Raw genomic sequence first — 15672 nt, forward strand, 5'->3', positions numbered from 1 at the left:
GTCCGGCTGATGAGCGCGACTGCCCACATTATGAACGGCCAGTAACAACCCCACGGCTCAAGGCATAGGCTGCTCGGCGTCCCATCTCGAGGAGTGAACGTGTCGGACTCCACGCCCCCCGCCCCCCTTGCCGAGCGGTTCTCCCGCATCGACGGCTCCGCGCTGCGCGAGATTCTCGCCCTGACCGCGCGGCCCGGCGTCATCTCCTTCGCGGGCGGGCTGCCCGCGCCGGAGCTCTTCGACGCGGGCGCGCTCCAGGAGTCCTTCGCCGCGGCGCTGGGGCGCCCGCACCAGTCGCTGCAGTACTCCACCACCGACGGCGACCCCGACCTGCGCGAGGCGATCGCCGCCCGGTACGCCGCCCGCGGCTTCCGTGTCGACGCCGGCGAGCTGCTCGTCACCAGCGGCTCGCAGCAGGCACTGTCGCTGGCCGCGACCGCGCTGCTCGACGAGGGCGATGTGGCGCTGGTCGAGGACCCGGGCTATCTCGCCGCGCTGCAGTGCTTCACGTTCGCGGGCGCGCGCACGGTGCCGGTGGCCACGGACGACGACGGCATCCTCCCGGACGCGCTGGAGGAGACGGTCCGCCGCGAGCGCCCGAAGCTGCTCTACCTGGTCCCCAACTTCCAGAACCCCACGGGCCGCACCCTCCCCGCCGACCGCCGCCGCGCCATCGCCGCGCTGGCCGCCCGTTACGGCTTCTGGATCGTCGAGGACGACCCGTACGGCGAACTCCGCTACGACGGCACCCCGCTCCCGCCCGTCGCCGCCGAGCCCGCCGCGGCCGACCGGACCATCCTCCTCGGCAGCCTCTCCAAGATCATGGCCCCGGGTCTGCGCCTCGGCTGGCTGCACGCCCCCGAGGCCGCGCTGAGCGCCTGCGCCACCGCCAAGCAGTCCGCCGACCTGCACACGTCGACGGTCGCGCAGGCGGCGGCCGCCGCGTATCTGACGCGCTACGACCTGGACGCGCACGTGGCAAAGATGCGCGGCGTCTACGCCGAGCGCCGCGACGCGATGCTCGCGGGGCTGCCCGCCGCGCTGCCGGTCGGCAGCACGTGGAACCGGCCCGACGGCGGCATGTTCATCTGGGCCCGCCTCCCGGAGGACCGCGACGCGACGACGCTGCTGCGCCGGGCGGTCGACCAGGACGTGGCCTTCGTGCCCGGCGCCCCGTTCTACGCGGGCGAGCCGGACCGCGCGACGCTGCGGCTGAGCTTCACGTCGTACCCGCCGGCGGAGATCGACGAGGGCCTGGCACGACTGGCTAAGGCGGCGTCGGCGTAGCGTCGGCGTCCGCGAGCTCGCGGACGATGTCCAGGTGCCCGGCGTGGCGGGCGTACTCCTGGAAGAGGTGGAAGAGGATCTGGCCCAGCGTCGGCGCCTCGGACGCCGTGGCGAAGCGGCCGCCGAGCGCCGCCCGGCGGTCCAGATCCGGCTCCGCCGCCACGATCGCCCGGGAGCGCTCGCACTGGTCGCGGAAGCGCTCGAGCACGGCTGCCGCCGGTTCCTGCGGCGGTACGTGCCAGCGGCCCTCCGGGCCGTTGTCGCCCCAGGGGTCGGTGATCGGCTCGGCGCGGAAACCCCAGCACAGCCAGCGCCGTTCGACATGCGCGAGGTGGTTGAGCAGCTCCAGGGGTGTCCAGCCGGACGGCAGTCTGCTGGTCCGCAACTCGGTTTCGGAGAGCCCGTCCAGCTTGCCGAGCACCGTGGACCGGTAGATGTCGAGGTGCCGGAGCAGGAGCTCGCGGGGGTCCGCGGGGCCCGTCGGGTCATCGATCGGCAGCATCGGCCTCATGCCAGCGCCGGCGTCTCGAGCGTCAGCGTGCCCGCGTCCGCGTCCAGCACCGCCGGCACCCCGAGCGGTACGGTCAGCGCCGGCGTCCCGTGGCCGAACTGCAGCCGCTCCAGCACCGGGACGCCCAGCGGCGCGAGCCGGTCCCGCAGCACTGCCCGCACATCCTCGTACGGGCCGCAGTCCTCCCACGAGCCGCAGACGACGCCCGCGACGCCGTCGAGCCAGCCGGAGCGCAGGAGTTGGGTGAGGATCCGGTCGAGCCGGTAGTCCTCCTCCTCGACGTCCTCGATCAGCAGGATGCCGCCCGCAGCCCCGGGCCGCGCCGCCGGCGTCCCCAGCTCCGCGGCCAGCAGGCTGACGCAGCCGCCGAGGGTGACGCCCCGGGCCCGGCCGGGCACCAGGGGTCCCGCCTGCGGCGAGGTCAGCCCGGTCACGGACTCCGGGTCGAAGAGCGTGCGGCGCAGCTGCTCCTGGGTGGCCGCGTCCTTGAGGAACACCGTCCAGGCCGGCATCGGCCCGTGCAGCGTGACGAGCCCGAGCCGGGTGGCGATGGCCTCGTGCAGCGGGGTGCTGTCGCTGAAGCCGACGTACACCTTCGGGCCCGCGGCGCGCATCGCCTCCCAGTCGAGGAGGTCGACCATGCGCTGCGAGCCGTAGCCGCCGCGGCCGGCGAAGACGGCCCGTACCGCCGGGTCGCACCAGGCGCGCTGGAAGTCCTTGGCCCGGTCGGCGTCGTCGGCCGCCAGATACCCGAACCGCGGGTGGCCGGTGAAGACATGCTCGCCGGCGACCGGGTCCAGGTCCCAGCCGTGCAGGATGTCGACGCCCGCGTCGAGCCGCTCGCGCGGGAAGGGCCCGCTCGGCGCGACGACCGCGACCCGGTCGCCGGGGCGCAGGCGCGGCGGCCGGGTCAGCGGGCTCACCCCGGCGCCGGCGCCCTCCATCATGGCTTCAGCTCCAGCCGCGGCACCCCCGGCTCCGCCGGCTCGAAGCCGAAGGTCTGCGCGTACAGCGAGGTCTCCGCCTCGATCGCCCGGATCATCGTGTCCGCGCGCCGGAAGCCGTGCCCCTCCCCCGCGAAGGTCAGATACGCGTGCGGGACGCCGCGCCCGGCGATCTGCTGCAGGAAGCGCTCGCACTGCACCGGCGGGCAGATGACGTCGTCGAGCCCCTGCAGCAGCACGAACGGCGCCCTGACCCGGTCGGCGTGATGCTGCGGCGACCGCTCCCGGTACCGCTCCGGCACCTCGGCGAGCGGCCCGACCAGCGACTCCAGATACTGCGACTCGAAGTCGTGGGTCTCCCCCGTGGCCCAGGACGCCAGGTCGAGGATGGGGTAGATGATCGTGGCGCACGCGTACACGCCCTCGGCGAGCGGCGAGGTGAGCGAGGCGGCGGAGGTCCAGCCGCCCGCGCTGCCGCCGCGGATGGCGATCCGGGCCGGGTCCGCGGTGCCCTCGGCGGCCAGCTCCCGGGCGACGGCGGCGCAGTCCTCGACGTCGACGACGCCCCACTGCTCGCGCAGCCGGTTACGGTACTCCCGCCCGTAACCCGTCGAGCCGCCGTAGTTGACCTCCACCACGCCGATGCCGCGCGAGGTGAAGTAGGCCAGCTCCAGGTCGAGTACGAGCGGGACATGCCCGGTCGGGCCGCCGTGCGCCCAGACCACGTACGGGGGCAGCTCGCCGTCCGGGGCGGCGAAGTCCGGGTTACGGGGCGGGTAGAGGTGGGCGTGCACCTCGCGCCCGTCAGGACCGGTGAAGGTGCGGTGCCGCGGCTGCGGGTAGTACGCCGGGTCGACGGCGTCCGTATGCGCGCTGCCGGTCACCCGGGCCCGGCCGGTGCAGGTGTCGAGCTCGATGATCTCGTGGCCGCTGTACGGGCCCGCGGCCACGCCGGTGACGCGGTCGCCGACGACGGCCAGCGCCGACGCCCAGTCGGTCCAGCCGCCGGGCACGTCGGCGAGCTCGCCGGTGGCCGGGTCGAGTATGCCGAGGGCGGTGTCGCCGGCGCCGTGCACGGTGGCGATCAGCCCGTTCGGCAGCATCGCGAACCAGCGCAGCCCGATCTTCCACAGCCCCGCCGCGAACTCCTCCTCCCGTGGGCACAGGTTCACCGCCGCACCCGTCTCCGGGTCGACGCGGTGCAGATTCCACCACCCGGTCCGGTCGGTGGCGGCGACGAGCGAGCCGTCCGGCGCCCACTCCACCTGCGCGATGGACTCCTCCGGTCCGCCCGCGACGGTCCGGGCGCCGGTCAGCGTGCCCCCCGCCGATCCCGATGCCGATACGTCCGCGACCCGCAACTCGGTGCCGTCCCACGGCATGCTCGGGTGGTCCCAGGCGATCCAGGCCGCCCGGCGCCCGTCGGGGGACAGCCGCGGGCCGGTCACGAAGCGGTGCCGGTCGTCGGTGAGCTCGCGGACCGCGCCGCGGTCGTCGGCGGCGGAGCCGTCCAGCGGCACGGCGGCCAGCACCCGCCGCAGATCCGTCGGCCCCTCGCCGGTGAACTCCTCCAGCACGCACCACACTTCGCCCCGCTCCGGCAGCACGAGCGGGTCGCACCAGCGCCGCCCGCCACCGGTCTCCGACACCGGCGTCAGCGGCCGCGGCTCGCCCCCGGCATCCGGCTCGTACGCATACAGCCGCTGGTCGTCGAAGTGCGTGAAGACCAGCAGCGGCCCTTCCCCAAGCTCTCGGCTTCGCTCGAGCAGGGGATGCCCCATTGCCTCCCGCTCCACGCCCGCCCACGGCCGGCCGCCGTACTCATGCACCCGGTTGCGGACATTCCACGGCGCCGGCAGCACCGACTCCTCCACGCCGTCCGGCCGCAGCCGCACCAGCGCGCGGCGGCCACCCTCCTCCGGCCGGGGAGCGGTCCACCAGATCTCCTGGCCGACGGCGTCGAGGTATTCGGGGCGGCCGTCGTGGGACGCGGCCAGCTCGGCGCTCACGGGCGAGGCCCAGGAGCCGTACGGGGCGATGTTCACCTGTGTCACGTGGTCGTTCACTTTCTCTGCCTACGCTGCCCGCAGGAACCGGTCGAGGACGCGCACCCCGAAGTGCAGCGCGTCCACGGGCACCCGCTCGTCCACGCCGTGGAACAGCGCCTGATAGTCGAATCCCTCGGGCAGCTTCAGCGGCGAGAAGCCATAGCCGGTGATGCCGAGCCGGGAGAACTGCTTGGCGTCGGTGCCGCCCGACATGCAGTACGGCACGACATGGGCCTCCGGGTCGAAGTGCTCCAGGGAAGCGCGCATCGCGGCGAAAGTCGGCGACTCGACCGGCGCGGTCAGCGGCACCTCGCGATGGCTGAACTCCCAGGTCACATCGGGCCCGGTGAGCTCGTCCAGGGTCCGGGCGAACTCCTCCTCGCCGCCCGGCACCATCCGCCCGTCCACCTGGGCCGTGGCCTCCCCGGGGATGACGTTCACCTTGTAACCGGCGTCGAGCATCGTCGGGTTCGAGCTGTTGCGCACCGTGGGCTCCACCAGCGCGGCGGCCTTGCCGAGCTTGCCGAGGAGCGCGTCCACGTCGAAGCCGGGGGCGTCGAAGTCCGGCTCCCCGGCCCCGTACAGCACGGCGAGCTCGCGCAGCGCCGCCCGTACGGTCGGGGTGAGCCGGACCGGCCACTGGTGCTCGCCGATGCGGGCGACGGCGGCGGCCAGCCGGCTGACGGCATTGGCGCGATTGACCTTGGAGCCGTGCCCCGCCTTGCCGTGCGCGGTCAGCCGCAGCCAGGCCGTGCCCCGCTCCCCCGCCGCCACCGGGTACAGCCGCATGCCGGGCCCTGCGTGATACGTAAAGGCGCCGGACTCGCTGATGCCCTCGGTGCAGCCCTCGAAGAGGCCCGGGTGGTGGTCGGCGAGGAAGCCCGAGCCGTACTCGGCGCTGGCCTCCTCATCGGCGGTGAAGGCGAGCACGATGTCCCGCCGCGGCCGCACGCCCGCGCGGGCCCAGGAGCGGACGACCGACAGGATCATCGCGTCCATATTCTTCATGTCGATGGCGCCGCGGCCCCACACCACCCCGTCCCGGATCTCCCCGGAGAACGGATGCACGCTCCAGTCCTCGGCCGCGGCCGGCACCACATCCAGATGCCCGTGCACCAGCAGCGCGTCCGCGCCCCGCTCGGTGCCCTCGATGCGGGCCACCACGTTGGTACGGTCCGGGGCCTTCTCCAGCAGCGTCGGATCGATGCCCGCCGCGGAGAGCTGCTCCGCCACATACTCGGCGGCCTGCCGCTCCACGCCGTCGCCGCCACCGTGATTGGTCGTGTCGATACGGATCAGGTCCGAGGTGAAGCGCACCACCTCGTCCAGCGCCTGCTCGTCCACCGCCCCGCCGCTCGCCGCCACGGCCTCGCCCGCGGTCACCTCAGCCATATTGCTCCTCCACCGCGGCCGAAACGAGGGTGGTCACCGCCTTGAAGCAGCGGATCCCCTCGTACATGGTCTCCGTCGTATACGCCACCTTGCGCTCGCCGGACGGCTCGACGCCCGGCACCACCGTGGCCGCGCCGCACAGATGCTCGGCGTCGAACTCCAGCTCCACCGTGAACGGACCGCCGCGCACCGGCTCCCGCCGACCGGCCAGCGCCGCCGCCTCCTTGGCCGCCGCGCTGATGTCCGCCGCCGTGCGCGCCGGGGTGCGGCAGATCGCCGCATACCGCGACACATAGTCCTTCACGGCGACGCCCTTGGCCTGCGGGGCATAGCCCTTGGCGTCCTCGACGGTCTTGTCATCGCCGGTGACCAGCACCACCGGGACCCCGAACTCCGCCACCACATGGGCGTTCAGCAGCCCCTCGCTCGCCCGCACGCCGTTCACCCACACGCCGGTGATCGAGTTCGCCAGGTACGTATGCGCGAGCACCCCCTCCGTGCCCGCACCCGTGTGATAGCCGACGAAGGCGATGCCGTCCACGTCGCCGTGCTGCACGCCCTCGACCATGGACAGCGACTTGTGCTTGCCCGTGAGCATTTGGGCGCGGTCGTCGAGCCGCTCCAGCAGCAGATTGCGCATCGTCCAATGCGCCTCGTTCACCAGCACCTCATCGGCGCCGCCATCCATGAACCCGGCGATGGCCGCATTGACATCCGACGTGAACATCGGGCGGCACCGCTCCCATTGCGGGCCGCCCGGGAGCACGTCGGCGGGCCAGGTGACGCCCGTGGCGCCCTCCATGTCCGCGCTGATGAGGATCTTCATGTCGAGCAACGGTACGCGGTCGGCAGACCCGGCAAAACCCCTGTGGATAACTGCACAGGTCTAGACCTCTAACGAGTGGCTACGCCACGTCCATTCGGCCCGCGACCAGCCACTTCGACGGCAGCTCCAGCCGCGCACCATCCGGCTGGAACTCGGTCGTGGCAAGCGGCATATCGCCCTCCGCCAGCACCTCGAGACCGGCCTCCGCGAACAGCCGCGGCAGCGCCGCGTCCGTCAGCCGCCCCGGCGCGATGCCGTGCTCGATCACCGGCCGCAGTTTGGCCGGCATCTCCCCGCCGCCGGCCGCGAACGCCTGCATCCTCGCCAGCGCCGTCTCCGCCAGCTCGACCGCGAACACCCGCCCCCGGCCGCCCAGCAGCTCCGCGATCCCGCCCACCAGCCGCGGCTGGTCGGGCTCGTCGCACTGGTGCAGCACCCCGCGCATATACACGTTCGCGTCGCCCAGCTCCTCGTGCAGCCGGCGCATCGCCGCCGGCTCGGTGGCGTCCAGCTGCTCGTACGCCCCGTCCGGGTCCGCGCGCCGGGCCCGCTCGACGGCCGCCGCGGACAGGTCGACGCCCCGGACCTGGCCGTAGCGCCCGGCGAGGAAGCGGGTCTGGGTGCCGTTGCCGCAGCCGAGGTCGACCAGCGGCAGGCCGATGTCGAAGTGGTCGGCGAACAGCGGCAGGTGGAGCGCGGCGGTCACCTCCGGGTCGGCGTCCCAGAAAACCTCACTCGGTCCTTCGGGAGCGTCCTCCCAGTAGCCCTCCCATGCCTTGAGGCTGGACATATTCATGGGGCACCTCCCGATGGCCTGACCATGCCATTGCTATCGCCAACGGACGACCCCCACAAGGGCGTGACGCAAACCCGCGTACGCCCCACACAAAACGCTCACCGCGAGGCGCTCACCGCGAAATCTTCACCGCCGCGGCGGCACCGCCTGCTCGAACCACACCGACTTGCCCGCGGCGAGGCGGCTCGCGCCCCACCCCCGCGCCAGCCGGCTGACGATCCGCAGGCCACGCCCGAACTCGTCCTCCACGCCCGAGTCCAGCAGCACCGGCATCGCCGGCTCGTCATCGGTGACCTCGCACAGCAGCGCATCCCTGGCCCGTACCAGCCGCAGCCCGATCTGCGAACTGCCGCCCGCATGCCGCACCGCGTTGGTGACGACCTCGCTGACCAGCAGCTCGGCCGTGTCCGACATCCGGTCCAGGCCCCAGTCGGTGAGCTTGCCGCGCACCAGCCGGCGGGCCAGCAGCACCTCTTCGGCCCGCGGCCCGATGATCCAGTCGGCCACATCGTCCTGCGGTACGCCGTTCAGTCGCGCCATCAGCAGCGCGACGTCGTCCTTGCGGCCGCCCGTGGTGTTCAGGGCGCGGATGATGTCGTCGCAGGCCGCGTCCATCGAGGCCGCCGGATGCGCCGCCGACTCGCACAGCGCCGCGAGCCCGACCCCGATGTCCTCGCCGCGCACCTCGACCAGGCCGTCGGTGCACAGCACCAGCCGGTCGCCGGGGCTGACGGCCACCGTCACCGTGTCGAAGGGCACGCCGCCGACCCCTATCGGCGCGCCGGTCGGCACCTCGAGCAGCTCGCTGCGCCCGTCCTCGGCGCGCACCAGCACCGGCGGGATGTGCCCGGCGTTGGCGATCAGCAGCTGCGAGGCGACCGGGTCGTAGACCGCGTACAGGCAGGTCGCGAGGTAGTTCTCGCCGAGCCGCTGCGCCAGGTCGTCGAGATTGCGCATCAGCTGCGCCGGCGGCAGGTCGAGCGCCGCCATCGTCTGTACGGCCGTGCGCAGCTGGCCCATCATCGCCGCGGAGTTCAGGCCGTGGCCCATCACATCGCCGACCACCAGGGCGGTACGCGACCCGGGCAGCTTGATGGTGTCGAACCAGTCGCCGCCGACCCGGCCGAGCCGGGTGCCGGGCAGATAGCGGGTCGCGGTGTCGCAGCCCACCATGCGCGGCTCGACCTGCGGCAGCATGCTGTCCTGCAGCGTCTCGGCGACGTTCTCCTGATGTGTGTACATCCGGGCGTTGTCGAGCACCAGACCGGCCCGCGCCGCCAGCTCCGCGCCCGTCACCCGGTCCATGTCGTCGTACGGGGGCCGCTCCCCGTGCCGCAGCAGGATCATGAAGCCGAGCACCACCTGGCGCGCCTTCAGCGGCACCACCAGCATCGAACGCCCGTTGATCAGCGGGCTGATGTCCCGCTTCTCGAACTGCGCCGCGATCGCGTTGCCCATCTCCTCGGTGATCCGGGGCACCAGCACCGGCTCGCCGGTGGTCATGCACTGGAAGAACGGGGTGTGCACCGGGAACGGCATCGACTCGCCGACCGGCACCACGTCGTCCCACCGGCCGGGCTCGTCGTCGTGCACCACGGCGACGCGGTGCCACAGCGTGGTCGCGTCCGGGGCGCCGTCCGGGAAGCCCTCGCCGGCGACGACCTGTTCGCGCAGATACGTGCCCGCGACGTCGGTGAACCGCGGCACGACCGCCTCGCTGACCTCCTGGATGGTCTTGGCCAGGTCGAGGGAGGTGCCGATGCGGCCGCTGACCTCGTTCAGGAACTCCAGCCGCTCGCGCACCGCCACATACTCGAGGTCGGGCGCGTCCTCCGGCTCGGGCGCCGCCTGCTGCTCCACCACGCCGCGCTCGTCGGACGCCACGCGCCGCAGCCGCTCCTTGCGCTCCTCGCGCAGCGACACACCCCAGTCGGGCGTGACCGGCACCCGCTCCTGCTGGCTGACCTCCAGCACCGGATAGCCGAGCTCCAGCACCTGGGCCGCTATCCGGCCGCTCTCCGCGGGGCTCATCGAGGGCAGGATCTCCGGCAGTCGCTTGGCGAGCTCGGCGGAGTCGTCGAACTCCGTGTGCAGCGCGAAGCCCGGGCCGATCCGCTCATAGCCGTCGGCCTCCTGGGCACCCCCGGTCACCGCCTCCGCGTCGGCCGCCAGCACCAGCAGCCGCCCGCTGCCCGGACCGACCAGCGGATACGCCCACCAGATCACGTCCCTCGACCCGCTGCCCGGCTCCGCCGTACGGGCCCGGCCCGCGGTCGGATACGCGGTGGCGGTGGCGGGCGGGAGGCCTAACTCGGGGCCGTACGCGTCGTATTCGCTGTAGGCGGCCTGGGCGCTGTAGGGCGCCTCATGCCCGGAGTCGAGCTGCCGGGCCTCCAGCGCGCCGGTGACCGGCATCAGGTCGACGGCGGGGCTGCCGACCGCATCGTCCCGGCTGTGCCCGAAGAGTCTGCGCGCGCCGCTCGACCAGTGGGTGACGAGGCCGCGGGCATCCACGACCACCACGCCCAGGGGAATACGGCCGGGCACTGTCGCCCGGCTCTCCCCGCTCCCGCCTCCGTGGACCATGGGGAAGGCTCCCTGCGTCTGCGGCTGTCGTCGTCAACCACGGTACGCCCACGGAACCTCACGCGCTGCTCAACGACTAATCCTCATGCCCCAGTTGGAGGTCGCGCTCGGTCCGGCCGCCCCCCGTCACATTCAGTACGGTGGCCACCGGCGGATAGCCCGCGGCGATCACGGTGTACTCGCCCGCGGAGAGATCGATGAAGCGGAATTTCCCGTCCGCACCCGTCGTCCCGGTGTCGACCACATTCCCGGCCGCGTCCAGCAGCGTCACCCGGGCGTCCTCCACCGGCCGCCCGCCGTAGGCCCGTACGGTCCCGCGCAGCACCGCGCCGCCCGCCAGCTCGACGTCCTGCCGGGTCTCCCGCGCCGCCTGCACCGACACCGGCATCGCGGCCGGGCGGAAGGCGGGCGCGCTGGCGGCGAGGGTGTACTCGCCCGCGACCAGCTCGCCGATCGCGTATCCGCCGTCCCGCTCGCTGCGGGTGGTGGCCACCACCTCGCCGCGTACGTCGGTGAGCGTGACCGCGGCGTCCCGCAGCGGCGCGCCGTCCGCCGTGGTGACCCGCCCCGCGAGCCGCCCGGCGCCGCCGAGCACCACGTCCAGCTCGATCGGCCGGTCCCCCACGGTGACGCTGACCGCCTGCGGCTGATGCCCGCCGGCGGCGGCGATGAGGACGTACGCGCCGGAGCCCGGGGTGGACAGCGCGTACCGCCCGTCGCCGCGGCTGGCGTCCCGGCCGACCTGGCGCCCGGCGCCGTCGATGAGGGTGAGGGCGGCGCGCGGCACGGTGGTGCCGTCGCTGTGCTGCACGATGCCGCAGACGGGCACGCCGCGGACGGCGGGCAGCGGCGCGGGGGCGGCTTCCTGGTCGTGCTGCGCGTACTGGTCGTACGGCAGGTCGTCGGCGCGGGCCGCCGGGATCGCGCCGTTGGGGTGGGCGGACCCGGCCTCGGGGGCGAGGGCGTCGGGGCCGGGGACGTTCTGGGACACCAGGGGTTTCTCCTTCAGCAGGAAGGCGAGCAGGAGCCCGAGGACGAGCACCGGCACGAGGTAGAGGAAGATCCGCGGCATGGCCTCGGCGTACGCGCGGATGTAGCCGTCGCGCAGGGGCGCGTCGAGCGCGTAGACCATCTCCGGGGTGATCGAGTCGGGCTCCGGGAGCTTGTCCGCCGGGATGCCCTTGGGGAGTTCACCGGCGAGCTTGTCGGCGAGCCGGTCGAAGAAGAGGGTGCCGAAGACGGCCGCGCCGACCGAGCCGCCGATCTGCCGGAAGTAGTTGTGCGCGCTGGTGGCGGTGCCCATGTCGTGCGGCGGCACGGCGTTCTGCACGGCGAGGATGAGCACCGGCAGCACCAGGCCGATACCGACGCCGAGAATGGCCATCCAGACGCTGTACGTGAACCGGGCGGTGTCGATCTCAAGACGCGACAGCAGCCACATCCCGACGCCCGACAGCGCGCAGCCGACGATCGGGTAGATCCGGTAGCGCCCGGTGCGGGTGATCAACTGCCCGGAGACGATGGACGCGACGACCACGCCGCCCATCATCGGCAGCATCAGCAGCCCGGACTCCATGGCGGTCGCGCCGTCGACCATCTGCAGGAAGGTCGGCAGATAGCTGGCGGCCCCGAAGAGGGCGACGCCGATCACGGCGCCGACGAGGCTGGTGACGTTGAAGATCGAGTCCTTGAAGAGCCGCAGCGGGATGACCGCCTCCGGCGCGAACTTCTCCACCACCAGGAAGAGCACGGACGCGAGCACCGCCCCGGCGCCGAGCCCGATGATGACGTCGTCGCTCCACTCGTACTCCACCCCGCCCCAGGTGGTGAGCAGCACCAGGCAGGTGGAGGCGCCCGCGAGCAGCAGCGCGCCGAGGATGTCCAGGCGCGGCTTGACGTCGAGCTTCGGCAGCTTCAGCACCGCCTGGACGACCAGGAAGGTGAGGATGCCGAAGGGCACGTTGAAGTAGAAGCACCAGCGCCACGAGGTGTGGTCGGTGAAGAAGCCGCCGAGCAGCGGCCCGGCCACCGAGGCGACTCCGAAGGCGGCGCCGATCAGGCCCATGTAGCGGCCGCGTTCGCGGGGCGGGACGATGTCCGCCATGATCGCCTGCACGCCGATCATGAGCCCGCCGCCGCCGAGGCCCTGCAGCGCGCGGAAGATGATCAGCTGGTCCATCGTCCGCGACCAGCCGGCCAGCGCGGAGCCGACGACGAAGACGATGATCGCGAACTGGAAGACGCCCTTGCGGCCGAAGAGATCGCCGAGCTTGCCGTAGAGCGGCAGCCCGATGGTGGCGGCGAGGAGATACGAGGTGATGGCCCAGGACATCTTGTCCAGGCCGTGCAGCTCTCCGACGATCTTCGGCAGCGCGGTGGCCGTGATCATCTGCTCGAGCGCGGCGAGCACCAGCGCGAGCATCAGCCCGACGAAGACGAGGCGGACCTGGCGCGGGCTGAGGGGGACGGCGGCGGCTTCGGCCGCGGCGGGCGGATCGGCCGGGGGCGCGTTGTCGTCAGGAGCGGTGACGACCGTCGGCTCGTCCTTCGCCACCAAGCTCGTCCCGCCCACGTCAGCTCCCCATCGTCCGCCCAGCGCCTGCACGTTTCTCTCATTAGGGGAGAAGGGCGAGCAAGCTCGGCGAATGGGCCGCGAAACGGGACCGGGGCGGGCCCGGCAGGCCCGCCCCAGGGCGCTCATCTGCGCCTTTCGTACTACGCGCAGCTATACAGCGTCTAACGGCGCCACCAGGAAAACCACCCGAATCAGTGAGCGCCGCACAGCCCTGTACGGGCTACTTCTCGACCTCGGCCGCGAGCTTCGTGAGCAGCGCGCCGTAGATCCGGTCGAGGCCCTTGGGCGCGAAGGTCTTCTCGAAGAAGCCGCCGATGCCGCCCGCGCCCTGCCACTTGGTGTCCACGACGACCCGGGACTTCCCCTCGCCCGCCGGCGTGACCGTCCAGGTCGTCACCATGGTGGAGTTGCGGTCGGTCTCGACCAGCTGCCCGGCCGTCGGCTCACTGACGTCGAGCAGGCAGTCGCGGACCCGCTTGCTGGTGGCCTGCAGCTTCCAGTGCACGACGGTGCCCGCGCCGCTGCCGCCCTCGCGCACCTCGTACTCGCTGAAGTGCTCCGGGAGGGTCTTCTCCCGGGTGGCGCTGTAGTCGGCGAGCGCGGCGAACACCGCCTCGGGGGCAGCTCCGATGACCCGCTCGGTGGTCGCCTCTACCTGTGCCATGTCTCCTGCTTCCTGCCTGTGCCGTATACGCGAATGGGCTACGGGCTCCAGCCAACCACCATCGCGGCGGGGCCCCAAATCCGGCCCCTACGGGCAGGGGAGCCGGCCGCGCCAGGGACTTTGGTCCCGGGTCGGCGGGACCAATGGCGGTCAGCGACGTTCATCGCCGTCACTAAAGTGACGAGAGGGACATTTTGCGAAGAATCGGAGTCGCTGCAATGAGCAAGGCCAGTACCGGACGACCGCGCCGCCAGGCGAAGGTGTGGCGGAGCTTCCTCATCGCCACGGTGCTCGTCGCCGTCATCGCCGGCGCGGCCGGCATCGGCGCCTTCACCGCCACCCGCTCGGAGGCCGAGGACCGGCCTTCCGGCCAGCCCTACGTGCAGCCGAAGCACGTCGACGGCACCACCGTCCGGTACGGGAAGGCGTCCGCGGACCACACCCTGTCGGTCTACCTCGACCCGCGCTGCCCGTACTGCGCGGATGTCGAGAACGGCCTCGGCAAGACGATGACGAAGCTGGCCGACCAGGGCGAGTACAGGATCGACTACCACTTCGCCACCTTCCTCGACGGCGCCCTCGGCGGAAAGGGCTCCAAGCGCGCGGTCAACGCCCTCGGGGCGGCGGCGAACGAGAGCCCGGAGAAGTTCGCGGAGTACCTCGGCGTGCTCTACGCGAACCACCCGGAGAAGGAGACCGACGACAAGTTCGGCTCGACGGCCACGCTGCTGAAGCTCGCCGATGAGGTCGACGGCCTGCGGACGCCCGCCTTCAACAAGGCGGTCAAGGAGCTCACCTACATGCCGTGGGTGGAGAAGGTGTCCGAGGCCTTCTACGAGAGCGGCGAGGACGGCACCCCGGTGGTCAAGCTCGACGGGAAGCCCGTCGAGGTGCTGTCCAGGACGGGCGAGGTCATGTCGCCGGAGGCCTTTGCCAAGCTGGTCCGGGACTGACCCCGCCGCCCCTTCCGCTCAGACCTCCAGCTGGCTTTCGACCTTGCTGAGCTGGTGCCGGGCCATCGCCAGGTTGGCCCGTCCCTTGTCGAGCGCGAGATAGAGGAAAAGGCCCTTGTTGTCGCGGCCCTTGAGCAATCTGATCAAGTGGTACTGCTTGCCGAGGGTGATCAGGATGTCCTCGATCGTGTCCCGCAGTCCGAGCTGCTCCATGGTGCGCACCTTGGCCCGTACGACATCGGTGTTGCCGGCCGCGGCGATCGAGAGGTCCAGGTCCTTGGTGCCGCCCAGGGTGCCGAGCGCCATCCCGCTCGTGTAGTCGACCAGAGCCGCGCCGAGGGAACCCTCGATGGTACTCATTGCTTCTTTAAGAGCGGTGTCGGTATTCATAATGCGTTTCGCCTTTCCTTCTCTTCGGGTGGAAGACCGCCGGGCGCCTGATGTGGCGCCCGTGCGGCGTCTGGGTGCGGATGCTGGGTCGATGGGCATGGGTCAGGGGGTCTCCGCTCCGTCGGGGCCGCTGGTCAACGCGCCGTCGATCAGGTCGCCGAGGTCGGCCGCGGCCCGGCGTGCCTCCCGGTGCAGCAGCGCGGTGACCGTGTCCTGTCCGGCCACCACCGTGAGCACCGCGGAGCTGCCCGCCGAGTAGGTGGCGACGCAGCCGTTCGCGCCTCGCACCAGCAGTTCGCTGAGCAGCCCCTGGGCGGTGGCGGCCAGCAGCCGCCTGGCGACGCTCAACGCGGTGGCCGTGAGCGCGGCGAGGCTCTCCGGCTCCTCGGCGCCGTCGTCCTGCGCGAGCAGCAGCCCGTCGGCGGTGGCCACCAGCGCGCCGTTCACCTGCGGCACCCTGGCCCGTAGCCGCTGCAACTCCTCGGCGATCTCCGGGAGTACGGCCGTGATCGCCGGGTCGGCCGCCGCCACGGCCGGTACCGGACCGGTGTACCGCGCCGCGGGTGCCGGCCGGCGGATGAGGGGGCGGGCCGGCGTGGCCGGGCGCTGCTTCTGGTTCACAGTCGTGCCTCCAAGGCGTCGCGGATTCGGCGGAGCAGCGCGGCGTCGACCGGGCCGGCCGCCGCGGCCCGTGCGATGG

The 15672-nt window shown here is 72.4% G+C and carries 13 protein-coding genes; 2 read left to right on the forward strand and 11 right to left on the reverse strand.

Annotation, left to right across the window (positions count from 1 at the left end; genetic code table 11):
• Positions 1-99 precede the first annotated feature (99 nt).
• Entirely contained in the window at positions 100-1287 is a 1188-nt protein-coding gene (locus G5C51_RS16075) for an aminotransferase-like domain-containing protein (protein WP_420824821.1), read from the forward strand.
• Here G5C51_RS16075 and G5C51_RS16080 read toward each other — a convergent pair.
• The 9 genes from G5C51_RS16080 to G5C51_RS16120 form a co-directional block, all read right to left on the reverse strand.
• Positions 1268-1789: a DinB family protein gene (locus tag G5C51_RS16080; RefSeq protein ID WP_206313895.1), complete on the reverse strand. Its 522-nt coding sequence runs from the start codon at positions 1787-1789 to the stop codon at positions 1268-1270. The genes G5C51_RS16075 and G5C51_RS16080 overlap by 20 nt on opposite strands.
• Before the next feature lie 5 nt (positions 1790-1794).
• Positions 1795-2745: a S66 peptidase family protein gene (locus G5C51_RS16085; protein ID WP_165237802.1), complete on the reverse strand. Its 951-nt coding sequence runs from the start codon at positions 2743-2745 to the stop codon at positions 1795-1797.
• Positions 2742-4808: a S9 family peptidase gene (locus G5C51_RS16090; protein ID WP_338118164.1), complete on the reverse strand. Its 2067-nt coding sequence runs from the start codon at positions 4806-4808 to the stop codon at positions 2742-2744. Before G5C51_RS16090 ends, G5C51_RS16085 begins: the two co-directional genes overlap by 4 nt.
• Positions 4809-4817: 9 nt before the next feature.
• On the reverse strand, positions 4818-6182 hold the full coding sequence (locus tag G5C51_RS16095) for a M20/M25/M40 family metallo-hydrolase (protein WP_165237804.1): 1365 nt from the start codon (positions 6180-6182) through the stop codon (positions 4818-4820).
• Positions 6175-7008, reverse strand: a complete 834-nt coding sequence (locus G5C51_RS16100) for a M55 family metallopeptidase (RefSeq protein WP_165237806.1) — start codon at positions 7006-7008, stop codon at positions 6175-6177. The genes G5C51_RS16095 and G5C51_RS16100 overlap by 8 nt, the downstream gene beginning before the upstream one ends.
• A gap of 79 nt (positions 7009-7087) precedes the next feature.
• Positions 7088-7804, reverse strand: coding sequence for a class I SAM-dependent methyltransferase (locus G5C51_RS16105; RefSeq protein ID WP_165237808.1), 717 nt, complete (start codon positions 7802-7804; stop codon positions 7088-7090).
• A gap of 126 nt (positions 7805-7930) precedes the next feature.
• Entirely contained in the window at positions 7931-10390 is a 2460-nt protein-coding gene (locus G5C51_RS16110) for a SpoIIE family protein phosphatase (RefSeq protein ID WP_165237810.1), read from the reverse strand.
• A 76-nt stretch (positions 10391-10466) separates the two neighbouring features.
• A complete protein-coding gene (locus G5C51_RS16115; RefSeq protein WP_338118165.1) occupies positions 10467-12962 on the reverse strand; it encodes an MFS transporter in 2496 nt (831 codons plus the stop codon).
• A gap of 223 nt (positions 12963-13185) precedes the next feature.
• On the reverse strand, positions 13186-13629 hold the full coding sequence (locus G5C51_RS16120; protein ID WP_165237814.1) for an SRPBCC family protein: 444 nt from the start codon (positions 13627-13629) through the stop codon (positions 13186-13188).
• Between the two features lie 218 nt (positions 13630-13847).
• On the opposite strand from G5C51_RS16120, the gene G5C51_RS16125 reads away from it, so the two are divergent.
• Positions 13848-14582 carry a thioredoxin domain-containing protein gene (locus G5C51_RS16125; protein WP_165237816.1) on the forward strand — a complete coding sequence of 245 codons (735 nt, stop codon included), beginning with the start codon at positions 13848-13850 and terminating at the stop codon, positions 14580-14582.
• Between the two features lie 18 nt (positions 14583-14600).
• On the opposite strand, the gene G5C51_RS16130 is transcribed toward G5C51_RS16125, so the two are convergent.
• Both G5C51_RS16130 and G5C51_RS16135 read right to left on the reverse strand, forming a co-directional pair.
• Positions 14601-14975 carry a hypothetical protein gene (locus G5C51_RS16130; RefSeq protein ID WP_165237832.1) on the reverse strand — a complete coding sequence of 125 codons (375 nt, stop codon included), beginning with the start codon at positions 14973-14975 and terminating at the stop codon, positions 14601-14603.
• A 99-nt stretch (positions 14976-15074) separates the two neighbouring features.
• Positions 15075-15593, reverse strand: a complete 519-nt coding sequence (locus G5C51_RS16135; protein ID WP_338118166.1) for a roadblock/LC7 domain-containing protein — start codon at positions 15591-15593, stop codon at positions 15075-15077.
• Between the last annotated feature and the right edge of the window lie 79 nt (positions 15594-15672).

It is taken from the genome of Streptomyces coryli (assembly GCF_011044975.1).
GTDB lineage: Bacteria > Actinomycetota > Actinomycetes > Streptomycetales > Streptomycetaceae > Streptomyces > Streptomyces coryli.